This window comes from Streptomyces sp. NPDC030799 (assembly GCF_055572255.1).
In genome coordinates this window covers 327,890-351,401 of record NZ_JBVIDS010000011.1, presented here as the reverse complement: position 1 = coordinate 351,401, position 23,512 = coordinate 327,890, and the positions used below count along the sequence as shown (strand labels likewise).

The following is a 23,512-nucleotide window of genomic DNA, read 5'->3' as shown; positions in this document are numbered from 1 at the left end:
GCAGCGGGTGGTTCTCACGCGGATCGCCGAGCCCGTCCGGCCCGTATACGCGCAGCGGCGCCTCGGGCAGCGAGGTGGTCTTCATCATGATGCAGGCGTAGGGGAGCTCGTTGCGGCCGAATGCAGGTGGCAGCCAATCGCTGGACGGGCATACGAGCCTCCAGAGTCGGGCGAAGTTGAGGGGGCAAGCCGGTGCAGGGCCTGCCATAATCGGGCGACGTGCTCCAGGGGGTGGGACATGGCTCTGTTCAGACGCCGGACGAACGACGGACCAGACTGGATCACGGACCTGCCAGGCAAGAGTCGGACGACGCGGAAGTTCTTCAAAGCCCTTGTTCAGGAGTACCTGTTCGAGATCCAGAGGTGGCAACGCGGCCGAAAGACCTGGCCACCGGTGGGGACATGGAGTCAGGTGGAAGATTTGGCTTATGCACACAACAGTTGCGTGAAACGCGTTGAGCGCACGATGCGCGGCCTCAACATCCACGACCCGGAGATCCAAGATGCGATCTGCATCGCCATGGATCAGTACGCGGCTTACTACGGCGTGCGAGGCAGCTTGATCCGGGTCTGGGGGACAGCGAAGCCGTTCAATGAACGCTTCGCATCCGATTGGCAGCGTTCCGAACTGTTCCGCATCGCGTGGTGGGAAGAGCGCCCCATCGCCTTCGCTTGCATCCTGCACCCCATTAAGGAAAGCGAGCCGCTGATCGACGGGTTGCTGATCTTTGATCACGTCACGTACGAGTTCACACCTGAGGCAGCAACGCAGCCGCAGGTTGTATGGCGGAGAAGGCAGGTCCGCAAGGCAGAGGAGCCAAGCCTTGGCGCCACCGTGCTCCACCTGGACCGATCCACTGGCTATTCCCGTGCAGACATCGCCAGCTCAACGCCCCTGGTTTTGGAGACCTCGGCGGGGCCGCTCTTCACGGCCCACAGCAGGCCCGGCCCTCGTGGGAGTCAGCGCCGCAACTGGGGGTCTGCGGGCTGAGGCTCAGAAGATGTCGGCGACGGCGTCGCCCTCGTTGACGGCGAGCGATCCGTCGATCGTGAAGCATAGAGCCAGCATGTCGTCGATCCGCTTGCCGGACTACTTCAGGTCGGGCTTGACCGGCCGGACGCGGTCCGGGTGGTCGGTGGGGTGCTTGGCTTCGAGGTTGTGGGCCATCCACCGGGCGACCGGGTTGCCGTACATCTTCTCGTGGGCATTCAGCTTCCGCATTAGTTCGGCCATCGGCGCGGTCATGCGCTCGTAGGTGGTGCCCGACTCGACCATGTCCAGGCCGGTGCGGTCCTCGACCTCCGGGCGGACGGGTTCGCAGGATCACCGGTCGTACGTCACGTCGGTGATCGTGAATTGGTTGTTGTCGCTCTCGATCTCGGCGTAAACGGCTTCGTAGTCGATGACGTTGCCCTCGGCGGCGGTGACCCAGCCGGCGCGCACCCACAGCGAGAACTTGCCGTTGGCGTCTTCGTATATGTGGCCGCGGGCCCTTGATGATCCTGTGGCCCTCGCTGAGGGCGCCAGCGTCGTCATCTATCGCCAGATCCCTCAGATGTTCGATCAGTCGGGCGCCATCGTCCGTCATCCAGTCGGGGGCACAGTCAACAGCTGCACTGAGCTCGTCGAGGGTGCAGTTCTCGGTGGCGCGGCTCAGCGCCAGGAGCACGTAGCGGAGACCATGCTGTCTTCGCGTGCAACCAGTGCTTCGCAGTCTCCTGGGCCAGGAGATGTGCGGTTACACCTGCGCGAAGACGCTCTCAACGAGATCCGCTAGGCACCGCACACCCATCGGCCAACTTGTCGGTGCCGATGAAGGGGTAGGTTCATCGAGCCGCGGCGAGCAGTTCCTGGTGCCTGGCGAGGGCCGTAGCGCGAAGGAGAGCACGGAACTCGTCGGTTACCGTCCCACGGGTCTTCAAGGCATGGCAGTTCGGGCACAGGGCGATCATGGCGTTGGGAAGGTCCGCGCCTCCCTTGGCGTGATCGTCTATGTGATCCACTTCCACCAGGTAGGAGCCATTGCGGCTGAGTGCCGAGGTGTAGCGGGGATCAGGGCAGCGGGGGTTCTCGCAGCCCCCTTGGCTGCGCTCGAGCACCGCGTGGCGGGATGCGGCGATGCGGCTCAGCCGCTGACCACCTTGGGGGCGGGGGCGGTGGCTCTTGCCGTCCTGCACGGCGCGCTCCGCCCGGGCATTCAGCTGCGCGTAGCGCCGAGCCGGATCTGCCATGCGGCGCAGCAGGGCAACGGTCATCCGGCAGCGGTCGAGTGCATCGGCGGCCGGTTCCTCGGCCGGCAGTGCGAAGTGACCGGCGGCCGTATCCCAGTCGCTGTCGAACTCGCCGTGGCGCAGACGCGCGCACTCCCAGCGGCTGCGGTTCAACTTCGCGAGTGTGGTGGCCGTGTCCGGCCACAGGGCACCGTAGGGGAGGCCGTCCCGTAGCCAGGCGTACTCCAGCGCCGCGTAGATCGCGGCGTACTGGAGGTTGCGTCCGTAGGTGACGACGCGCTTGCCCTGGAGTGTGCGCAGCAGGGTGTCAGCTACCTCGCGGAAACGGGGGGCGGCTTCGAGTTCCGCAGGGTCGGGGTGGCCGGGGCGAAGCTGCTGCAGGTATGTCGTTTCCCATTCGGGGTTGATGAATTGATGCCATCTCTTGTGGCCATCGGCCGAGGTGAGTGCAATCTCAAAGGGCACGGCCCGTTCCAGGGGCGGGGTGGACGGAGCAGGGGACCCGATGGCGCTGACGGCCAGAATGACCGTGTCCGGGTCGTCCAGGACGTCCTGTGCCCAACGGATCGCAGCACGGCGGATGGCTTGGGCTTCGTCGGCATCGGGTGGCGCCGAGAAGGGGACGGCTTGATCCGCGCGGTAGACAGGCGACGCCGGGTATACGGTCTCTTCCTGTTCCGGCGTCGTGCGCCCGGTGCTCGTGGGCGTCCCAGGGATGACCATCAGCTGCGGAGGCCCGAGTACGTAGGCGTCGGGACGGAACAAGTTCCCCGCTCGCAGCCCTGCGGCCTTGAGCTCGCTGGCGGACTTCAACCCTTTCGGCAACCGCGGGTAGCGCTGAAGCAGGCTCCTCAAGACGTCGTTAGGCTGTGCGTCCGGGTCCTGGACGTAGACCGGCGTGCCGAACCCGGCGGGGGTGGCACCGCACACCACATGTTGGTCACCCACGGGGCTGAACGAGACGGCATCGAACTCTACGAACATGTGAGGCTGTTGACTCCAAGGCGACGGACGAGGACCTGGAGTGAATCTAACCCGACAAGCTCGTGGCTTGAGCCTGCGCGGCGATCGATGCAGTCCTTACCTTTCGTGTCGTCGCTGAAGAGCAGAAGCAGTCGTAAGCTCCGGCGGGTACGGTACCGACGGTGTCACACGGGGGCTGATCTACACCATCGCCCCAGGCCGTCGGCCTGCCCGGGCCATGCGCACTCCATTTGGGGTCTGCGCTATGGGACGAAGCGGCTGCGGTCATCGAGAGTCGGGCGCCTCGGGTCCACGACAGCGATGACCCCGACTACCCCTATCACGCCCCCGACTGCGACACTGCCACGGCGCCACACGGCGATCTGGACGGCGCCTTCGGACCGCGGCACTGGCGGGAGTGGCCCAGGCGGGACGCGCGGCCAAGCGGCGGTCGATGATCGCCGCGCGGGGTCTCGTCTCACTGCGCCCGGAGGCTCGCCTTGGGCGGGTCGAAAAAGGGAGATGACGCGGAAGCGCTCAGGCGTGTGGTGGAGAAGCGTGCTGGTCGGCCCTGGTCCTCTACCTCACCGCCGCTGACCCGAGTTATCAAGTTGCTCTGGATCCCTCGACTTACCTGATGACTCATCAGGTAAGTCGGCATCCCCTCAGCATGGGACCGGGACAGTCTTCCGTGCACCCTCCTGGTCGACGGCTCCGCGGCAGCTTGATTTGCGCAGATCGCGCAGGTGAGAAGCCTGCTCGCCGTGGCGCACGATGTTCTGGTGAGCCTTCGTTTGAAAGGCGTGCCGATGTACAATCCACGACGCCCTTGACCCGCAAAAAGCAGGCAGGGAGCAGACGAATCGGGAGTTTCTTCGTGCTTCGTACCATGTTCAAGTCCAAGATCCACCGCGCCACCGTCACCCAGGCCGACCTGCACTACGTGGGATCGGTGACCATCGACGCCGACCTGCTCGACGCCGCCGACCTGCTGCCCGGCGAGCTCGTGCACATCGTCGACATCACCAACGGTGCCCGGCTGGAGACGTACGTCATCGAGGGTGAACGCGGATCCGGGGTGATCGGGATCAATGGAGCGGCCGCCCATCTGGTGCATCCCGGAGACCTGGTGATCATCATCAGCTACGCCCAGGTCACCGACGCCGAGGCGCGGGAGCTGAAGCCGCGGATCGTGCACGTCGACGGCGGCAACCGGATCGTGTCCCTCGGGGCCGACCCCGCCGAGCCGGTGCCCGGCTCGGACCAGCAGCGCAGCCCGCAGGCCGTCCGGGCCTGACCGAGGGACCGTGCCGGACCGGAACAGGAGCGTGCCGAGGCCATGAGCGAGACCGAGATCCGCGACGACCGGGCGGCCGGCCGTCTGGAGGCCGTGGGCGAGGGCGTTGTCGTCGGCCACATCGAGTACTTCGTGCTGGAGTCGCCCGCCCGCGCCCTGGTCCCGGTCCACACGATCGTCGAGCCCGCGCACGAGGGCAGGGGCATCGCCGGTTCCCTCGCCCGCGAGCTGTACGCCCTCGCCGAGCGCGAGGGCGTCCCGGTGGCGCCGCTGTGCCCGTACGTCGTCGGGTGGGCGGAGCGGCACCCGGAGGTCGCCCCGCCGGCCGATCCCGAGCTGACGGCGGCCGCCAAGGACTGGCTTCGGGCCCACCCGGGCCGGTTCTGAACGGCGGCTCGCCCTGTCGGGTGAGTGGCCGAGGGGCTGCCGGGTAGGCGGGGGAGTAGTCCAGAGGCGACGTCCAGCGACTGCCTGGAGGACACCATGACGAACCCGCACCCCGGCCCGGTCCCGCCGGGGCCGACACCGGGTCCAGGTCCCACCCCGCCGGACCCCTACCCGACCCCGGTGCCGCCCCCTGAGCCGGGCCCGCAGCCCACACCACCCCCGCCGGGCCCCGACCCGACCCCGCCCCCGGCCCCGCCGGCCCCGGGCCCACCGGAACCCTCACCGTCCCCGATCCCGCCGGGCCCGGAACCCGTACCGAATCCCGAGCCGGGACCTCCGCTCACCTGACCACACCGGGAGCTGAAACGGGCGCGGGGCCGTGTCACCTGCGGCTCCGCCGCGCGGGCGCGACCAGCCACAACGCGCGTGCAGTCGCCCGACGCCCGTTCCCCGCCCCGCAGGCGGACAAAAACTACGCGGACACCTCGGTCCGGTCTCCGCCCCACAGCGTGTGGAACGCACCCTCCTGGTCCACCCGCCGATAGGTGTGCGCCCCGAAGAAGTCCCGCTGGCCCTGCGTCAGAGCCGCCGGCAGGCGAGCCGCACGCAACGCGTCGTAGTACGCCAGCGCCGCCGCGAACCCCGGCGTCGGCACCCCCTGCCGCGTCGCGGCGATCAGCACCTCCCGCCAGTCGTCCTGCGCGTCCGCGATCTCGCGCGCGAACGTCTCGTCCGCCAGCAGGCTCGGCAGATCGGCGCGGGCGTCGTACGCGGCCCGGATCCGGTCCAGGAACGCGGCCCGGATGATGCAGCCGCCCCGCCAGATCGAGGACACCGCACCGAGGTCGATGTCCCAGCCGTACTCCTCGCTGCCCGCGACGATCTCGTGGAAGCCCTGCGTGTACGACACGATCTTCGACGCGTACAGCGCCTGCTCGACCCGGTCGGCGAACGCCGCCGCCTCCGACTCGCCGAGCGCGGCCGGCTTCGGCCCCGCCAGACCCCGCGAAGCGTCCCGCAGCGCCGCGTGCCCGGACAGCGACCGCGCGAAGACCGCCTCGGCGATGCCGGACACCGGCACGCCCAGGTCCAGTGCGATCTGCACCGTCCAGCGGCCGGTGCCCTTCTGCTCGGCCTGGTCGACGACGACGTCCACGAACGGCCTGCCGGTCGCCGCGTCCACGTGGGACAGCACCTCGGCGGTGATCTCGATCAGGTAGGAGTCCAGCCGGCCGGTGTTCCAGGTGCGGAAGATGTCCGCGATCTGCGCCGGCGTGTACCCGGCGACGTCACGCAGCAACTGGTAGGCCTCGCCGATCAGCTGCATGTCCGCGTACTCGATGCCGTTGTGGACCATCTTCACGAAGTGCCCGGCGCCGTCCGGACCCACGTGCGTCACGCACGGCGCGCCGTCCGCGGCCTTCGCCGAGATCTTCTCCAGCATCGGGCCCAGCGAGTCGTACGACTCCTTCGAACCGCCCGGCATGATGCTCGGCCCGTGCAGGGCGCCCTCCTCGCCGCCGGAGATGCCGGTGCCGACGAAGTGGATGCCCTGCTCACGCAGCTCCCGTTCCCGGCGCCGGGTGTCCGCGAAGTGCGCGTTGCCGCCGTCGATGATCATGTCTCCGGGTTCGAGGAGCGGCGCGAACTCCTGGATCACCGCGTCGGTCGGCTCGCCCGCCTTCACCATGATCACCAGGCGGCGCGGGCGCTCCAGGGCCGCCACGAAGTCCTCGGCCGTCTCGGCCGCGACGAAGTCGCCCTCGTGCCCGAACTCCTCCACCAGCGCCTTGGTCCGCGAAACCGTCCGGTTGTGCACGGCGACCGTGTAGCCGTTGCGGGCGAAGTTCCTGGCGAGGTTGCGGCCCATGACCGCGAGGCCCGTGACACCGATCTGCGCTGAAGTGCTCATACCGCCTGCTTCCTGGTTGCCTCGTGACTACGGCTCCGTCAGTACGGGGCCTCGCCCATCCTGACGTGCCGCTCCGGCGAACGCACATCCGGCCCGCCACGCTTGTGTACGGGTGACGGAGCCCATGGCCTCAGCGTCCGGCGATTTCACCCGCAGGCTTGCGGCGATCGAGGTCAAGACAGGGCCGTTCCCGGCCACTTGGCCGGTGCGGGAGGCCGGTTTTCCGTCTTGTCATGGCCTGTTCGCGGCGCTTACTTTTGCCCCTCCTGACGCATGCCGAGGGGAATTCGGACATGGCCGTACGCGGCCGGCATCGCCGGTACCAGCCGAACAGGATCAACCGCGCCTCACTCACCGTCACGGCGGGCGGCGCCGGCCTCGCGATCCCGCTGGTCGCCGCAGGCACGGCCGACGCGGCCGACGCCTCCACCTGGAACAAGGTCGCCGCCTGCGAGTCCAGCGGCGACTGGAGCATCAACACGGGCAACGGCTACTACGGCGGGCTGCAGTTCACCCAGTCCACCTGGGAGGCGTACGGCGGCACCCGCTATGCCCCGCGCGCCGACCGCGCGACCCGGGACCAGCAGATCGCCGTGGCCGAGCGGGTCCTCGACGGGCAGGGGCCGGGCGCCTGGCCGGTGTGCTCGGTGCGGGCCGGGCTGAGCCGGGGCGACGCCGGCCGGGGCCCGCACCCGGACAGCGCCACGACCCGGCCCGTGACAGCCGGGAAGAAGGCTCCGGTACCGGACGTACGGCCGCAGACCACCCCGCAGTCGAGGGCCGGCCGGGCCGAGATGTACACGGTGGTGCACGGCGACACCCTCTCCGGCATCGCCGGCGAGCACCACGTCCGGGGCGGCTGGCGCGGGCTGTACGCCGGCAACCGCGCGACGATCGGGTCCGATCCCGACCTGATACTGCCGGGCCAGCGGCTCGACCTGCGGGGCACGGCCGCCGGCTCCGCCACGTCCCCGGCGAAGGAGACCGACTCCCGCAAGAGGAAAGCCCCGTCGGAGCACAGGACCGCCCCGCACCACTCCAGGTCCACCAGCCGCACGCTCGTCGCCCCCGTCGACGCGCCCATCGGCACCGGCTATCGCGTGGCCGGCGCGCACTGGTCGAAGGGCTACCACACCGGCGTCGACTTCCTCGTGCCGACCGGCACCGCCGTGCAGGCAGCGGAGACCGGGCAGGTGGTGGCCGCGGGCTGGGGCGGCTCGTACGGCTACCAGGTGGTGATCCGGCACGCCGACGGCCGCTACACCCAGTACGGCCATCTGTCGGCGATCTCGGTACGGACCGGGCAGACGGTCGGCGCGGGGCAGCGGATCGGCCGTTCGGGAGCCACCGGAAACGTGACCGGTCCGCACCTGCACTTCGAGGTGCGGACCGGACCCGGCTTCGGCACGGACATCGACCCGCTCGCCTATCTGCGGGCCGGCGGCGTCAGGATCTGACGCAGGTACGGGGCGGTTCCAGGACGGGCAGCGGCACAGGGACGTGCCCGGGCAGCGCGGCGTGCGACGCGGGGAGCGCGGTGTCGGCCGGCGGCGCGGAGCCGTCGGCCTGCTGCGCGGTGCCCGGTTCCGGCGTGAGCAGGTCCGGCAGCTCCGGCGCGTCGAGCACCCCGTCGGCCTCCGGGGGCACGGCCCGCTCCGGCTCGGCCGGTGCTGCCGTCACCCGCTGCCGCGGCACGCCGACGCGGACGTCCGCCACGGCGGCAGCCGGCGCGGCGGCGTCCGCAAGGGAATCGGCAAGGGGATCCGCGAGGTCGGGCGCCCCGCCGTGCCCGATCCGCTCGGTGGTCAGCATGATCAGGCCGCCCGCCGCCACCGCCCCGCAGCTCACGGCGAGCGCGGTGCCCGTGCCGCCGTAGCGGAACGTCTCGCCGAACATCACGATGCCGACGGCGGCCGCCAGCACCGGGTTGACCACGGTCAGCGTGGCCAGCGGGGCGGCGAGACCGCCACCCCGGTAGGAGGCCTGGGACAGCAGGACGCCGGCGACGGCGAACAGGCCGATCACCGCCAGCGAGGGCAGCTCGGACAGGCAGATGCCGCGGGTCCAGTCGACGGCGACGGTCTTGGTGAACACCGACGACATGCCGAATGCCACGCCGGACGCGACGGCGAGCAGCACACTGCGCACCGCCGGGTGCCGGTGCGCGGCCAGACCCGCGCACAGCAGCGCCACGACCGCGCCGCCAGTGACCAGCGCGACCGCCAACCGCTGGACCGCGTCGAGGGAGTGGGCGTCGGAGGAACCGACCAGGGACAGCAGACCGGCGAGGCCCACCGTGGCCATGACCGCGCCGCGCCAGGCGGTCGCCCCGGCCGTGCGGCCGACGCACAGCGCCGCCATGGGCAGCGCGAAGACGATGGTCAGCGCACCCAGCGGCTGGACGAGGCTGAGCGGGCCGTAGGCCAGCGCCACCACGTGCAGCACGCCGCCGAGGCCGTTGAGCAGCAGCGCCCCCCACCAGCCCGGCCGGCGCAGCGGCAGATACGCGCGGGCGGGCGAGGACACGGCCACCTGCTCCTGCGCGATCGCGCCGGCCGCGTAGGCGACGGCGGACACGAACGACAGCAGCACGGACCACGCGAGGGCGCTCATCGGCGTCTCCTCTGCGCGCGGCGGGAGCCCTGGGCCCGGCGCGGCGTTCGGTCGGATCGCATGGCCAACACTCTGCCCGCCCGCGCTCCCCCCGTCGTCGTACCTGAGCACGCCATGCGTCCTACTGCCGATGGAGTACACCGGCCGCGTGATCATCCTCGGGACGGGTGCGCATGGTGGAGACCCGGGGCTCCGGCCCGGGAACGCGCCTGGTACGAGTACGTGTCGTGGACCTCGACCCCGCTCTCGCCGCCCTCCGCCCGCTCGGCGGTTTCTTCGTCCTGCGTACGGCCCCGGACCCGGCCGACGCCGCCGGCGGGCCGGATCCCGGGCGGCTGCCGACACTCGCGGAGACCTACGGACGGGTGACCTCGGATGTCCACCGCGACGCCCTGACGGAGCGCGTGGCCACGGTCGCGGACCGGCTGCGCACACCCGAGCCGCGCGTCGCCGCCTCCCTCGCCCAGCAGGGGCTGGCCGCCCGGCTGTGGGCGGTGGCCCTCGGCTGCGCCGTCCTGTACGGGAGGTCGCCCGATCTCGATCCGCGCCTGCTGCGCTGGGACCCGTCGGCCGCCGCCCCCGACGACCTGTTCCTGACCCGGCTGCGCCCGCGGCCCGGCGACGCCGCCACCCTCGCCGCCACCGTGCTGCACGGACACCTGGAACCGCTGGCGGAGACCCTGCGGGCCCGGTACGGCAGCGCGCCCGGACTGCTGTGGGGCAACGCGGGCTCCGCGCTCGCCGGGGCGGCCCGGGAACTGGACCGCTGGGCCCGCGCACACGGCCGTACCGACGCCGCCGGCCGGGCCCGCGCCCTCACGGACGAACTCTTCGCCCACCCCCTCCTGCGCACCACCGGCACCCGCACCGGCACGGCCTTCCGCCGCCGCAGCTGCTGCCTGTACTACCGGGTGCCCGGCGGCGGGGTCTGCGGCGACTGCTGCTTCACCCGGCCGCCGCGCTCTTCCCCACGGGCCGCGTCTGGGTGACCATGAAAAGGAACCTGCCGCCGAGACCAGGGGGTTGTCGGGTGCGAGTGGGACTGCTGACCCGGGAGTACCCCCCGGATGTGTACGGCGGCGCCGGTGTCCATGTGGAGTTCCTGGCCCGGGAGTTGACCTCGCTGGTCGACCTGGAGGTGCACTGCTGGGGCGAGGGACGCGGGGTGGGGGTCGTACGCCACCGGCCCTGGTCCGCGCTGGACGGCGCCAACGACGCGCTGCGCACCTTCTCCGTGGACCTGTCCGTCGCCGCCGCCCTCCAGGGCCGCGAAGTCGTCCACTCGCACACCTGGTACGCGAACCTCGCCGGCCACTTCGCCAAGCTGCTGTACGGCGTCCCGCACGTGCTCACCGCCCACTCCCTGGAGCCGCTGCGCCCCTGGAAGGAGGAGCAACTGGGCGGCGGATACGCGCTGTCGGGCTGGGCCGAACGCACCGCGGTCGAGGCCGCCGACGCGGTCATCGCCGTGTCCGGAGCCATGCGCGAGGACGTCCTCGCCTGTTACCCGGCGCTCGACCCGGCCGCCGTGCACGTGGTGCACAACGGCATCGACACCCGCCTGTACCGCCCCGACCACGGCACCGACGCCCTCGTCCGGCACGGCATCGACCCCACCCGCCCGTACGTCCTGTTCGTCGGCCGGATCACCCGCCAGAAGGGCGTGCCCCATCTGCTGCGCGCGGTACGGGACATCGACCCGGGCGCCCAGGTCGTGCTGTGCGCGGGCGCCCCCGACACCCCGGAGACCGACCGGGAGTTCCGGGAGCTGTTCGAGGAGCTGAGCCGGGTCCGGACGGGCGTGTTCTGGATCCCGCGGATGCTGCCGCGCCCCGAGGTGATCCAACTCCTCACCCGCGCGGCCGTGTTCGTGTGCCCTTCGGTGTACGAACCTCTCGGCATCGTCAACCTGGAGGCGATGGCCTGCGGCACCCCGGTCGTGGCCTCCCGGGTCGGCGGCATCCCGGAGGTCGTGGACGACGGCCGTACCGGTGTGCTGGTCGACGTGGACGAGGAGTTCGAGACGCGTCTCGCGCGTGCCCTGGACACCGTCCTCGGTGATCCGGCGGTCGGCCGGCGGATGGGCGAGGCCGGACGGGAGCGCGCGGTCGGCGAGTTCGGCTGGGACACCGTGGCCCGGCGGACGGCCGCGCTGTACGAGGAGATCCTCAAGCGGGCTTAGTCCCGTCCGCTCGGGGCAGCCATGGTTCAACGAGGGTGAGGGGAGCGGCCATGCGTCGTGGAGGACCTTCCGTGCTCGGGATCGTACTGGCGGGCGGCGAGGGGAAACGCCTGATGCCGCTGACCGCCGACCGTGCCAAACCAGCCGTCACCTTCGGCGGCACCTACCGTCTCGTCGACTTCGTCCTGTCCAACCTCGTCAACGCCGACATCCTGCGCATCTGCGTGCTGACCCAGTACAAGTCGCACTCGCTGGACCGGCACATCACCACCACCTGGCGGATGTCCAGCCTGCTCGGCAACTACGTCACCCCGGTCCCGGCCCAGCAGCGCCTCGGCCCGCGCTGGTACCTGGGCAGCGCCGACGCGATCCTGCAGTCGCTGAACCTGATCCACGACGAACGGCCCGAGTACGTGGCCGTGTTCGGCGCCGACCATGTCTACCGGATGGATCCGCGGCAGATGCTCCGGCAGCACATCGAGGGCGGCGCGGGCGTGACCGTGGCCGGGATCCGGGTGCCGCGCGCGGCGTCCTCGTCCTTCGGCGTGATCACCCCCGGTCCGGACGGCCGTGTCGTCGAGCGCTTCCTGGAGAAGCCCGCCGACCCCCCGGGCCTGCCGGACGACCCGGAGACCGTCTTCGCCTCGATGGGCAACTACCTCTTCACCACCAAGGCCCTCGTCGAAGCGCTGCAACGGGACGCCGAGGACGGGCAGTCGGTGCACGACATGGGCGGCTCGATCCTGCCCCAGCTCACCGCCCGCGGCGAGGCCCGGCTGTACGACTTCAGCGAGAACCACGTGCCCGGCGAGACCTCCGGCGACCAGGGCTACTGGCGGGACGTGGGCACCCTCGACGCCTACTACGAGGCGCACATGGACCTCATCGCCGAGCGTCCCGCGTTCAACCTCTACAACCGCCAGTGGCCCATCTACACCCACTCGGGCCAGCTCTCCCCGGCCCGCTTCAACGCGGGCGGCATCGCCGGCGAGTCCATCATCAGCGCGGGCTGCCTGATCCGCGGTCAGGTCACCCGGTCGGTCCTGTCCCCGGGCGTACGGGTCGACCCGGGCGCGGTGGTCCAGGGCTCGGTGCTGCACGACAACGTGCGCATCGGCCGGGGCGCGGTGGTGCGTGGTGCCGTCCTGGACAAGAACGTCGAGGTTCCGCCCGGCGCGACCATCGGCGTCAACCCGGAGCGGGACGCGGAGCTGTACACCGTCTCCAAGGGCGGCGTGATCGCCCTGGGGAAGGGGCAGCGGGTGCCGTAGGACGGCCGCTGCGCGGCGGGAGGCACCCGATAGGGTCGCGCCATGTCTGCTGCCTCAGCACTGGTGTTCCGTCCCGCCACCCGCGCCGACCTGCCCGCCGTTCTCGCCCTGCTCGCCGACGAGGACAGGGTGGTGGATCCGGAGACGGTGGAGGTGACGGAGGCCTACGAGCGCGCCTTCGCCGCCATCGAGGCGGACCCGCGCAACGAGATGCTGGTCCTCGTCGACAGCGCCGACGGGACGGTCGTGGGCTGCCTGCAGGCGACGTACATCCCCGGGCTCGGCAGGCGCGGCGCCGAGCGGGCACTGATCGAGGCGGTGCGGATCCGCGCGGACCGGCGCGGGGGCGGGCTCGGACGGACCCTGATGGAGCGGGCCACGGGCCGTGCACGCGCGAGGGGTTGCGCGCTCGTTCAGCTCACCAGCAACAAGAGCCGTGAGGACGCGCACCGCTTCTACACCGCGCTCGGCTTCGCCCGCAGCCACGAGGGGTTCAAGCTGACGCTCTGACCGTCTGTCATGGTTCGTTCGCACACATGACCTTGTGCGACGCGTTGGGGGTAACCCCCATGGAATGCCCGGGTTCGGCTCGTTCGCCCCTCAGGATGCAGGCAACGACTCGAACCTCCGGAGGTCATCCGACATGAGAGGGACCCGGCGCACACGGCTGTGCCTGGCCGGGGTGATGGCAGCGTCCGCGCTGATCGCCACCCCCGCCGCACGGGCTGCCGAGCGGACCGACGGCCACCTCACCGATCTGGTCAACCCGTTCATCGGGAGCCAGGACGAGGGCAACACCTTCCCCGGCGCGGCCGTGCCCTTCGGCATGGTGCAGCTCTCCCCGGACACCGGGCACAGCACCGGCTACGACTACACACAGAACCGCATTCGCGGCTTCTCCCTGGTCCATCTCTCGGGCGTCGGCTGCCGCATCGGCGGTGACCTGCCCGTGCTGCCCACCACCGGCGACGTCACGCAGACGGACTACAGCCAGTACGCGGCCGGCTTCTCGCACCAGGACGAGACGGCGAGCCCCGGCTACTACCGTGTCGGCCTGTCCTCCGGCATCCGCGCCGAGCTGACCGCGACCGAGCGCACCGGCGTGCAGCGCTACACCTTCCCCGCCACCGGCAAGGCCAACGTCCTGCTGAACGCCGCCCAGTCGCTGCACAAGGCGGTCTCCAGCACCGTCGAGATCCTCGACGACCACACCGTGCGCACCGAGGTCACCGGCCGCGGCTTCTGCCGGGACACCGGCCCCTACACGGTCCACACGATCACCCGCTTCAGCCGGCCCTTCACCGCCTATGGCACCTGGGACGGGAAGACCGTCACCCCGGGCTCCCGCAGCGGGCACGGCGGCGCCTACGTCCGCTTCGACACCACCGAGGACCGTACCGTCGAGGCGACCACCGCCCTGTCGTACGTCGACGCGGGCGGCGCGGCCGGCAATCTGCGCGCCGAGGGCGGCCGGTCCTTCGACGCGGTACGCGAGCGGGCACGTGAGCAGTGGGAGAAGCGGCTCGCAGCCGTCCAGGTGCGGGGCGGCACGGGCACCCTGCGCCGGACCTTCTATTCCTCGCTCTACCGGTCGTTCCTCGCGCCGAACATCGGCGGCGACGCCGACGGCCGGTACCTCGGCTGGGACCGCCGTACCCACCGCGCCGACGGGTTCACGTACTACCAGAACTGGTCGCTGTGGGACACCTACCGCACCCAGGCCCAGCTCCTCGCGCTGCTCGCGCCGCACGAGGCCCGGGACATGGCCCGCTCGGTCGTGGCGATCGCCGAGGACGGCGGCTGGCTGCCCAAGTGGGGCTACGGTCCGGTCGAGACGAACGTCATGAGCGGCGACCCGGTCACCCCGTTCCTGACCACGGCGTATCAGACGGGGCTGCTCAAGGGCTTCGAGGAGCGGGCCTACCGCGCGCTGAAGAAGAACGCCGACGGCGTCCCGCCCGCCGACTACCCGGGCATCGGCCGTGAGGCCAACGCCGAGTACCTCACGCAGGGCTTCGCCCCGTTCATCAAGGACCGTCCGCTGGCCAAGCTGGGCGACTCCGACTACCACCACGGCGCCTCCGTCACCCTGGAGTACGCGCTCGCCGACGCGATGCTGGCCCAGATGGCCCGCGGACTCGGCCATGAGGCGGACGCCGACCGGTATGCGGCCCGCGCCCAGAACTACCGGAGCATCTTCGACCCGTCGACGGGCTTCTTCCGCGCCCGCGACGCATCCGGCGCCTTCACCGGCTCGGCCGACCCGGCGCTCGGCACCGGCTTCCACGAGGGCACCGCCTGGCAGTACCAGTGGCTGGTGCCGCAGGACGTGCCCGGCATGGTGCGGCTCATCGGCGGAGAGCGCGCCGCCAACGAGCGCCTGGACTCCTTCTTCGCCTACGACCGGCTGCTCGCCGACCCCGCGAGGACCGCCCGCGAGGTGTGGGTGCACGGCAACGCGTACGCGTACTACAACGCCGACAAGTACAACCCGATGAACGAGCCCGACCTCATCGCCCCCTACACCTACCTCGCCACCGGGCAGCCGTGGAAGACCACCGACGTGGTGCACGCCGCCCTGACCCTCTTCACCGACGGGCCCACCGGCATGACCGGCAACGACGACCTGGGCACGATGTCCGCCTGGAACGTGCTGTCGTCCATCGGGCTGTTCCCGATCCAGCCCGGGTACAGCACCTGGGGCCTGTCGACCCCGGTCTTCGACCGCGTCGACCTGACCCTGGACCGCCGGTACTGGCCTAGCGGCGGGCTGACGATCGCCGCGCCCGGCACCTCCGCCACCGACCGCTACATCCAGACCGTCCGTGCCGACGGAACACCGCACGAGCGGACGTATCTGACGACGGGTGCGCTGCGCTCCCTGCGCTCGCTCGCGTTCACGGTCGGCCCGCGCCCGTCTGAGTGGGGTACGTCACCCGAGGCGGCGCAGCCCGTCCTGAAGTGAGCTCAGGTATCCCTAGGTCCCGCCCGCTTTGCAGGGGCGGGACTTAATCTGCCGTTAACTGAGCGTAGCCTGATCGTACTTGACCGTAATCGGTCGACGGGGATTGACTGCGAAAGACCGTAGATCCACCCGTCGTCGACGCGTGAGGCAAGCCCTTGACTTCCGACCTGCTCGCTCCCCTCGACCTGGCGTTCTGGAACATGGAGTCCGACCGGCACCCGATGCACCTCGGCGCCCTCGGCGTCTTCGGCTGCCACTCGCCCACGGCCGGTGCCCATGCCGCAGACCTGCTCGCCGCCCGCGCCGCCGCCGTACCCGGGCTGCGCCTGCGCATCCGCGACGTGTGGCAGCCGCTCGCCTTCGGCGGCGCCACCCGGGAACCCGACCCGGACTTCGACCCGCTGAACCACGTACGGCTGCACGCGCCGACCGCCGACTTCCACGCGGTCGCCGGCCGGCTCATGGAGCGCCCCCTGGAGCGGGGCCGGCCGCCGTGGGAGGCGCACGTCCTGCCCGGCGAGGACGGTGTCTCCTTCGCCGTCCTCTTCAAGTTCCACCACGCCCTCGCCGACGGGCTGCGCGCGCTGAAACTCGCCGCCGGTGTGCTGGATCCCGTGGACATGCCCGAGCGGGCACCCCGCGCCATCGAGCCTCCGCGCGGCCTGCTGCCCGACATCCGCAAGCTGCCCGGGCTCGTTCCCGGGCTGGTCAGGGGCGCGCTGTCCGACGTCGGCCGGGCGCTGGACATCGGGGCCTCGCTCGCCCGCTCCACCCTGGGTATGCGGCCGGTCTCCGCGCTGACCTCGGCCCCGAGCGGTACCCGCCGTACCGCAGGGGTCGTCGTGGACATCGACGACGTGCACCGGGTGCGCAAGGCCGCCGGCGGCACCGTGAACGACGTGCTCATCGCCGTGGTCGCCGGGGCGCTGCGCCGCTGGCTGGAGGAGCGGGGCGACGGCAGCAAGGGGGTGGCGCCCCGTGCGCTCATCCCCGTCTCCCGGCGCCGCCCGCGCACCGCCCACCCACAGGGCAACCGGCTCTCCGGCTATCTGATACGGCTCCCCGTGCACGAGCCCGACCCGCTCGGCCGGCTCGACACCGTGCGCACGGCCATGCTCCGCAACAAGGACGCGGGGCCCGACCGGGGTGCCGGCGCCGTGGCGCTGCTCGCCGATCACGTCCCGGCCCTCGGCCACCGGCTCGGCGGGCCGCTCGTCGGACAGGCGGCCCGGCTGTGGTTCGACATCCTCGTCACCAGCGTGCCGCTGCCGGGGGTGGGGCTGCGGCTCGGCGGGCACGAGCTGGCCGAGGTCTATCCGCTGGCTCCGCTCGCCCCGGGCCAGGCGCTGGCGGTGGCCATCTCGACGTACCGGGGGCGTGTGCACTACGGGCTGGTGGCCGATGCGGAGGCCGTGCCGGACCTGGACCGGTTCGCTCACGCGGTGTCGGCCGAGGTGTCGACGCTGCTGTCGGTCTGCGAGGCCTGATCCGGCCTCCGGCCGGGAGGGGTTCCCACCCGCACCACCCGCGCGGCTTTCGTCGCCGGGTGCGGGTGGCCCCCGCGGGGCACGTCCACCGTCGGCGGCTCGCGGGTCCGTGGGCGGGAGGGGCGCCGTGGGGGCTTGCGGGTCGGTTGGTGGGGCGCAGGGCTCGCCATAGGTCGCCGTGGGTCGGTCGGTGGGGCCCGGGGCTTGCCCTGGGTTGCCTGCGCCCCCAGCGCACGACCGCAAGCCGGCCACGGCGAGCACGCCCGATCACGACCACGGAACGGATCGGGTTTGGCGGCCGGGCCGTGCGCTCCGTAAAATTCCCCGTTCGAAAGCGGGCGCGAGTCGGAGCGCTGCGCGGGTGATCAGGGAAGCGGCAGCGCGATGACGGTGACAGAGGACGGCTCCATGGCCTCCATGGCCACGGACGAGGTGGTCTACGGGCCGGGTATCGACCCCGAGCGGCTGGCCGTCTGCCTGAGCGTGCTGGAGGAACTGGACCAGCTCGACGTCGACCACCCGGACGCGATCAAGGTCCGCCGGGCCACCTCGCACATCTACCGCACGGTCAAGCAGCGCCGCCGCCAGGAGCGCCGCGCCGCCAAGACCGCGCACGACCGCGCCGTCACCGAGGCCACCGCCACCGGCTCCGCCGAGCGCATCGACGACGAGACCGAGGGCATCCTGCCCTCCTCCAAGGTCGAGGCCGGCAAGATCGCGGGCATACTCCAGCGCCCCCGCTCCTGCTACACCTGCAAGCAGCGCTACGTCGAGGTCGACTACTTCTACCACCAGCTCTGCCAGAAGTGCGCCGCCGAGAACCGCGCCAAGCGGGACGCCCGCACCGACCTCACCGGCAAGCGGGCCCTGCTCACCGGCGGCCGCGCCAAGATCGGCATGTACATCGCGCTGCGGCTGCTGCGTGACGGTGCGCACACCACCATCACCACCCGCTTCCCCAAGGACGCCATCCGGCGCTTCAAGGCGATGGAGGACTCCGCGGACTGGCTGCACCGGCTCGACGTCGTCGGTATCGACCTGCGCGACCCGGCCCAGGCCGTGGCCCTGGCCGAGCAGGTCGCCGAGGCGGGCCCGCTGGACATCCTGATCAACAACGCCACGCAGACCGTACGCCGCCTGCCCTCCGCGTACGCGGCCCTGGTGGAGGGCGAGAGCGCCCCGCTGCCCGCCGGTGAACTCCCCGCCCACCACGTGATCGGCGCCTTCAACTCCGGCGCCGTCGACGGCATCGCCGCGCTGCCCGTCGGCACCAGCGGCCTGGACGCGCAGAAGGTCGCCGACCTCGCCCTCGTCGCGGGCAACGCGAGCATCGCCCGGCACATCGACGGCACCGCCATCGACGCCGGCGGCCTCGTTCCCGACGTCGTCGACACCAACACCTGGGTGCAGACCATCGACCAGATCTCGCCGGTCGAGCTGCTCGAAACCCAGCTGTGCAACTACACGTCCCCGTTCATCCTGATCAGCGCCCTGCGCCCGGCGATGGCGGACGCCGCGAAGAAGGCCTCCAGCGGCCGTGCGTACGTCGTCAACGTCTCCGCGATGGAGGGCGTCTTCAGCCGCGGCTACAAGGGCGCCGGGCACCCGAACACCAACGCCGCGAAGGCGGCCATGAACATGGTCACGCGGACCAGCGCCCAGGAGATGTTCGACACCGACGGCATCCTCATGACCTCCGTCGACACCGGCTGGATCACGGACGAGCGTCCGCACTACGACAAGCTGCGCCTCGCCGAGGCCGGCTTCCACGCCCCCCTCGACCTGGTCGACGGCGCCGCCCGCGTCTACGACCCGATCGTCCGCGGCGAGGCGGGCGAGGACCTGTACGGCGTCTTCCTGAAGGACTACGCGCCCGGCAAATGGTGAGCGGGCGACGGTGGTGACGCGCCGTCAGCCACCGGCCGCAGGCCGGGACCGTCCTCCCGGTCAGTCGACGGCGCCGAGCCTGGAGTTCCGGGCCGCCACCAGTTCCAGCACCGTACGCCAGTCCTCCAGCACACCCGCGTCGAAGCCCGCGGTGCGGCTCTCCGCGTCGGCCTGGCGCAGCCGCAGCACATCGTCGTCGGCGGGGGCGGTGGGGTCGCAGTCCCCGCGCACCAGCCGGAAAACCCGCTCCCCGAGCAGTGAGCGCACCGCCTCGGTCGCGCCGATGTCCTGGACCAGCCCCGCCACCTGGAGCTCCTTGTCGGCGGGGCGGCTGCGGCGCAGCAGCGCGGCGGTGCGCAGCGCGTGCTGGTGCCGGCCGGCGTACAGCAGATCCATCAGCTCCTCGACACTGCGCAGCTCCATGCGTCAGTCCTTCCGCGAGACAGCCGTTGCGGCTCATGAGCAGACCATGGCGAGCTTGCGGCCCGGCCAACGGCACTTGAACTGCACCGCGGCCCGGGCCGCAAGCCGAGCCGGCTCGAAGGTGTGTTCGTACGCGTGGGCCGAGCGGGTGATTCGTCGTGCTGGTCGTGTGATGCGCCCAGTGCCAAATAGCTGCATATTGGGGGGCATTGAGGGGGTATTCGGCGTCCGATAGTTACATCTTGTTTGCACTCCCTATCGAGCGGCAGGCCGCTCATTTGGTTAATCTGGAGGGGACGGACAGCATTACGGGGTCCCACCCACACCCATCGTCCGTCCCGGGGTGAGCCGGTTGACAACGGCCTGCTCTGCATGACGTACCGGCGCCACCGCGTCCGAACTGGCCTTCCATCCAGACCCGAGCGGGCGTCGAGTGCCGAAGCACAGGTTGTCCGGCAGGCCCTCGAGGGTGACCGACACATAAGGAGTGCGCGGTGACACCGGAGAAGACGAATCGCGAACAGCGCCCCAAGGAACGCACGGAGCGCGCGGGCCGACGGCCCGAAGAGCTCGGCAGCCTCGATGTGTGGGCCCGTTCGGCCCCGATCCGCCTCGCGGGCTACGAGGACGACCTTGCCGAGCCGCACATCCTGCCCAGCGTGGACTGACACCCGGGGCCGGACCTTCGCGATCGCCGCGGCATGGGCGTGACCTGGCAGACTCACGCCCATGCTGATCAGAGAAGCCGCGGCCGGGGACTGGCCGCGGATCTGGCCTTTCTGGCACCGGATCGTCGCCGCCGCCGAAACCTACGCCTGGGACCCGGGGACCTCCGAGGAGGACGCCCGCGCCCTGTGGATGAACCCGGCCAAGCGCGTCTACGTCGCCGAGGACGCGACCGGAACCGTGGTCGGCTCGGCCTACCTCACTCCCAACTACGGTGGCCCCGCCGCCCGCGTGGCCAACGCGGGCTTCATGGTCGACCCCGACCGGACCGGTGAGGGCATCGGCCGCGCCCTCGCCGAACACGTCCTGGCCGAGGCCAGGGCCCACGGCTACCGCGCGATGGTCTTCAACGCCGTGGTCGAGACGAACCCCGCGGTCGCCCTGTGGACCTCCCTCGGCTTCACCGTCCTCGGCACGGTCCCGGATGCCTTCGACCACCCCCGGCACGGCAGGGTGGGCCTGCACATCATGTACCGGTCACTCGAATAGCCGGTGCTCAGGAGCCGGTCACCGGTGCCGTACGCCGCCAGGGGCGCAGCCGCTCCAGTTCCTCCGCCAGCTCCAGCAGGACCGCCTCCGAACCCGGGCGGCCCACGAGCTGTACGGCGCACGGGGCGCCCGAGGGAAGGGCTCCGGACGGCACCGACATCGCGGGCCAGCCGGTCAGGTTCCAGGGCGGGGTGAACGGGGAGTACGCGGTGTTGGCCAGCACGTTGTGCAGCCAGCCGCGTTCGTGCCACGGGCCGGCCGCGGGGGAGCGGCGGGCCAGGGCCGGGGTGAGCAGGACGTCGTACTCGGCGAAGAAGGGCGTCAGCCGGGCGCGCAGCCGCTCCCGGCTGTCGCCGGTGCGCACCGAGCGGACGAACCGCCGGCCGACCGCGGCGTGCACCCGGGTGCGCCGGGCCAGCCGCGTCCGGTCCAGGCCCGCGGCGTCCGCCGCGGTGCCGGCCGTCCAGTGCCGCAGCGCGGTCACGCCCAGCGAGAGCGGATAGGGCGGCTCGGCCCGCCGTACGTAGTGGCCGGCCCGCGTCAGCACCGCGGCCGTCTCCCGGACCGCGGTCGTGTACGGCCTGCTCACGCCGACTCCGGCGAGCGGACTGCGCAGGGCCACGGCGATCCGCCGGGGTCCGGGCTCCGTGGCGTGGGCAACCCCGGAGTCCGCCAGGACGTCCAGCATCAGCCGCAGGTCCTCGACCGTGGTGGCGAGCGGACCGTTCTCCGCCATGCCGAACCAGTCGCCGTTGCCGATCCCGGCCGGCAGCACACCGTGCCCCGGCTTCAGGGTGACCAGACCGCAGTTCGCGGCCGGGATGCGCAGCGAACCCATCCCGTCGTTGCCGAGCGCGAGGGGGACGAGCCCCGCGGCCACCGCGGCGGCGCTGCCGCCGGAGGAGCCGCCCGCCGTACGGGAGGTGTCCCACGGATTGCGAGCGGTGCCGTACGGCCCCTCCGTCGTGCCGAAGACGCACAGCTCGGGCACGTTCGTCAGGCCCACCACCACCGCGCCGGCCGCCCGCAGCCGGGCCACCGTGACATGGTCCTCGACGGCCGGGGTGTCGGGGGTGGCGGCGGAGCCGTCGCGGCGGGACTCGCCGCGCACCGCGAGGTTGTCCTTCACGGCCACGGGCACGCCCGCGAGCGGCAGTTCGGCGAGATCGGTGCGGGAGGCCACCGCGTCGGCCTCGGCGAGCGCAGCCTCGGCCCGCACCTTCCGGAACGCCTCGATCCGTCCGTCGAACCGCTCGATCCGCGCGAGGTGCCCGGCCACCACCTCACGGGGCGTCACCCGCTTCTCGCGTACGGCGGCGGCTATCTCGGTGGCGGTCCGTCCGGCCCAGTCACCCACGGGCACTCCTTCGTCGGTCGTCGGCTACTCGGTGGTAGGAATCACGGCGCACGGAGAACTGTGCCCGGCCGGGCCGCCCACGTCGAGAGGCCGTTCCCACTCACACCACGGTCGTCCGACCATTACGTGAAATCCAGCCCCGTGCAGCCCCGTTGACAGGCAATGATCGACGTGCCGAGGCGGCCCGGAAGACGGGCCGGTACGTGTGGGTCTTCAAGGTGGACCGGCACGGCTGACCCCACGGCCGTGCCACCGCTCACCAGTACATGAGCGCGGCGGAGCCGCTGCCCCAGGCGGAGTACAGGCGGGCCCGGGCCAGGTAACGGTGGCCCTTGACGAGCCTGGTCTCAAGGCGTCCGTTGCGGTCCTGTCCGCTGTCGTCGTCGGCGGTGACGTACCGCAGGCCGCCGTCCGCGGTCTCCTCGAACAGGGCCAGGAGGACGTCGCTGTTGCCGAATGTGCCGATCTGGTAGCTGCGGGTCTCCGACGGAACGATCTCGAAGTCCGTCTGTTGTCCGGTGGCGAGCTGCAGCGGTGTCGACTGGAACGCCTGCAGCTGCTGCGGCCGGGCGGCCAGTGGCGGGTACCACTGCAGGACGCGCGCCTTGTCCGTGGCGGACAGGCTCAGTGTCTCGGGGATGCCGCTTCGGTAGGCCTCCGGGCTGAGGATCAGTCCGGGCCCGAAGCTGTACTCCATGATGGAGTCGGGGTCCCAGGCGGAACCCGTCACCTCGTTCGGCGACAGCTTGCGCAGGATGTTGTTGAACGTGACCTCGTGGGGCCAGTTGTTGGGCGGTCCGGCGAGGTCCGCGTAGACCTTCTCCTCGTCCCAGACGATGCCGGCGAACGGGTTCTGGTGCTCGTGGGCGAGGCCCATCGCGTGCGCGGTCTCGTGCAGCGCGGTGGCCTTGCCGTACGGCGTGGTCAGGTCCCAGCCGAACGTCATGGTCGGTTCTCTGGTGCTGATCCCCAGATTGTCCCGGCCGACGTACGACGAGGAGCCCTGGCTCTGCTGGAAGACGATGCGGATCTCGGAGTCGCTGGGATCCTCCACCTCCTGGAACTCGAGCCCGATCCCGAGCGCCTTCCAGGCCTGGAAGGCGTGCCGGACCTCGTCCAGCTGCTCGGGGCCTCCGACGTCACCGCCCTGGTCGAGGAAGGCGTAGTGCAGGACCGTGCCGTTGATCCACTTGGCGCGGACCAGAAGTATGGCCCTCGACCGGTTCGGACTGAGGTCCGAGGGCAACACGGGCTGGGTCTGCGGCGGTTGGTTGCAGTAGCGGGGCATGGCCCTGTTCTCGGCCGGCGCGTTCATGGTGGC

General features: G+C 71.3%; 21 protein-coding genes. 13 read left to right on the top strand and 8 right to left on the bottom strand.

The genetic code is table 11. The features are described 5' to 3' along the window. The first annotated feature begins 238 nt into the window (after nt 1–238). Complete coding sequence (locus tag ACZ41I_RS27750; protein ID WP_468515326.1) at nt 239–991, top strand: hypothetical protein; 753 nt, start codon at nt 239–241, stop codon at nt 989–991. Between the two features lie 99 nt (nt 992–1,090). On the opposite strand, the gene ACZ41I_RS27745 is transcribed toward ACZ41I_RS27750, so the two are convergent. The 3 genes from ACZ41I_RS27745 to ACZ41I_RS27735 all read right to left on the bottom strand — a co-directional run bounded on the left by ACZ41I_RS27745 (nt 1,091) and on the right by ACZ41I_RS27735 (nt 3,216). Next, nucleotides 1,091–1,222 (bottom strand): hypothetical protein, encoded by a 132-nt coding sequence (locus ACZ41I_RS27745; RefSeq protein WP_468515325.1) that lies wholly within the window; start codon nt 1,220–1,222, stop codon nt 1,091–1,093. A 102-nt stretch (nt 1,223–1,324) separates the two neighbouring features. Further along, nucleotides 1,325–1,537, bottom strand: coding sequence for a hypothetical protein (locus ACZ41I_RS27740; protein ID WP_468515324.1), 213 nt, complete (start codon nt 1,535–1,537; stop codon nt 1,325–1,327). A 290-nt stretch (nt 1,538–1,827) separates the two neighbouring features. Further along, nucleotides 1,828–3,216 (bottom strand): HNH endonuclease, encoded by a 1,389-nt coding sequence (locus ACZ41I_RS27735; protein ID WP_468515323.1) that lies wholly within the window; start codon nt 3,214–3,216, stop codon nt 1,828–1,830. 856 nt (nt 3,217–4,072) lie between these two features. Between ACZ41I_RS27735 and panD the strand changes: the two genes are divergently transcribed. Together panD and ACZ41I_RS27725 are read left to right on the top strand one after the other, a co-directional pair. After that, on the top strand, nt 4,073–4,492 hold the full coding sequence (panD, locus tag ACZ41I_RS27730) for an aspartate 1-decarboxylase (protein WP_399765163.1): 420 nt from the start codon (nt 4,073–4,075) through the stop codon (nt 4,490–4,492). 42 nt (nt 4,493–4,534) lie between these two features. Next, nucleotides 4,535–4,879 carry a GNAT family N-acetyltransferase gene (locus ACZ41I_RS27725; protein ID WP_363216056.1) on the top strand — a complete coding sequence of 115 codons (345 nt, stop codon included), beginning with the start codon at nt 4,535–4,537 and terminating at the stop codon, nt 4,877–4,879. Nucleotides 4,880–5,351: 472 nt separating this feature from the next. Here the strand turns inward: ACZ41I_RS27725 and gndA are convergent, their stop codons facing one another. Further along, complete coding sequence (gene gndA / locus ACZ41I_RS27720) at nt 5,352–6,791, bottom strand: NADP-dependent phosphogluconate dehydrogenase (RefSeq protein WP_468515322.1); 1,440 nt, start codon at nt 6,789–6,791, stop codon at nt 5,352–5,354. A 293-nt stretch (nt 6,792–7,084) separates the two neighbouring features. Here gndA and ACZ41I_RS27715 point away from each other — a divergent pair, with 293 nt between their 5' ends. Further along, entirely contained in the window at nt 7,085–8,248 is a 1,164-nt protein-coding gene (locus ACZ41I_RS27715; RefSeq protein ID WP_468515321.1) for a transglycosylase family protein, read from the top strand. Here ACZ41I_RS27715 and ACZ41I_RS27710 read toward each other — a convergent pair. After that, the gene (locus ACZ41I_RS27710) at nt 8,238–9,404 is read right to left on the bottom strand and encodes a DMT family transporter (RefSeq protein ID WP_468515320.1); all 1,167 of its coding nucleotides are present in this window, start codon (nt 9,402–9,404) and stop codon (nt 8,238–8,240) included. The genes ACZ41I_RS27715 and ACZ41I_RS27710 overlap by 11 nt on opposite strands. 173 nt (nt 9,405–9,577) lie before the next feature. Here ACZ41I_RS27710 and ACZ41I_RS27705 point away from each other — a divergent pair, with 173 nt between their 5' ends. The 7 genes from ACZ41I_RS27705 (at nt 9,578) to ACZ41I_RS27675 (ending at nt 19,196) form a co-directional block, all read left to right on the top strand. Beyond that, entirely contained in the window at nt 9,578–10,393 is an 816-nt protein-coding gene (locus ACZ41I_RS27705; protein WP_468515319.1) for a (2Fe-2S)-binding protein, read from the top strand. Between the two features lie 41 nt (nt 10,394–10,434). Further along, nucleotides 10,435–11,586, top strand: coding sequence for a glycogen synthase (gene glgA / locus ACZ41I_RS27700; protein ID WP_468515318.1), 1,152 nt, complete (start codon nt 10,435–10,437; stop codon nt 11,584–11,586). Between the two features lie 50 nt (nt 11,587–11,636). After that, nucleotides 11,637–12,857 (top strand): glucose-1-phosphate adenylyltransferase, encoded by a 1,221-nt coding sequence (gene glgC / locus ACZ41I_RS27695; RefSeq protein WP_468515317.1) that lies wholly within the window; start codon nt 11,637–11,639, stop codon nt 12,855–12,857. A 42-nt stretch (nt 12,858–12,899) separates the two neighbouring features. Further along, nucleotides 12,900–13,367, top strand: a complete 468-nt coding sequence (locus ACZ41I_RS27690; RefSeq protein WP_399765147.1) for a GNAT family N-acetyltransferase — start codon at nt 12,900–12,902, stop codon at nt 13,365–13,367. Nucleotides 13,368–13,500: 133 nt separating this feature from the next. After that, entirely contained in the window at nt 13,501–15,822 is a 2,322-nt protein-coding gene (locus ACZ41I_RS27685; protein WP_468515316.1) for a GH92 family glycosyl hydrolase, read from the top strand. Nucleotides 15,823–15,977: 155 nt separating this feature from the next. Next, a complete protein-coding gene (locus tag ACZ41I_RS27680; protein WP_468515315.1) occupies nt 15,978–17,309 on the top strand; it encodes a wax ester/triacylglycerol synthase family O-acyltransferase in 1,332 nt (443 codons plus the stop codon). A 384-nt stretch (nt 17,310–17,693) separates the two neighbouring features. Then, nucleotides 17,694–19,196 (top strand): SDR family NAD(P)-dependent oxidoreductase, encoded by a 1,503-nt coding sequence (locus ACZ41I_RS27675; RefSeq protein ID WP_363215516.1) that lies wholly within the window; start codon nt 17,694–17,696, stop codon nt 19,194–19,196. 60 nt (nt 19,197–19,256) lie between these two features. On the opposite strand, the gene ACZ41I_RS27670 is transcribed toward ACZ41I_RS27675, so the two are convergent. After that, the gene (locus ACZ41I_RS27670) at nt 19,257–19,619 is read right to left on the bottom strand and encodes a hypothetical protein (protein WP_399765137.1); all 363 of its coding nucleotides are present in this window, start codon (nt 19,617–19,619) and stop codon (nt 19,257–19,259) included. 494 nt (nt 19,620–20,113) lie between these two features. Here ACZ41I_RS27670 and ACZ41I_RS27665 point away from each other — a divergent pair, with 494 nt between their 5' ends. Both ACZ41I_RS27665 and ACZ41I_RS27660 read left to right on the top strand, forming a co-directional pair. After that, on the top strand, nt 20,114–20,287 hold the full coding sequence (locus tag ACZ41I_RS27665) for a hypothetical protein (RefSeq protein WP_351240678.1): 174 nt from the start codon (nt 20,114–20,116) through the stop codon (nt 20,285–20,287). Between the two features lie 61 nt (nt 20,288–20,348). After that, on the top strand, nt 20,349–20,834 hold the full coding sequence (locus ACZ41I_RS27660) for a GNAT family N-acetyltransferase (protein WP_468515314.1): 486 nt from the start codon (nt 20,349–20,351) through the stop codon (nt 20,832–20,834). A 7-nt stretch (nt 20,835–20,841) separates the two neighbouring features. Here the strand turns inward: ACZ41I_RS27660 and ACZ41I_RS27655 are convergent, their stop codons facing one another. Together ACZ41I_RS27655 and ACZ41I_RS27650 are read right to left on the bottom strand one after the other, a co-directional pair. Then, complete coding sequence (locus ACZ41I_RS27655; RefSeq protein ID WP_468515313.1) at nt 20,842–22,191, bottom strand: amidase; 1,350 nt, start codon at nt 22,189–22,191, stop codon at nt 20,842–20,844. A gap of 256 nt (nt 22,192–22,447) precedes the next feature. Then, nucleotides 22,448–23,506, bottom strand: a complete 1,059-nt coding sequence (locus ACZ41I_RS27650) for a M12 family metallopeptidase (RefSeq protein WP_468515312.1) — start codon at nt 23,504–23,506, stop codon at nt 22,448–22,450. Between the last annotated feature and the right edge of the window lie 6 nt (nt 23,507–23,512).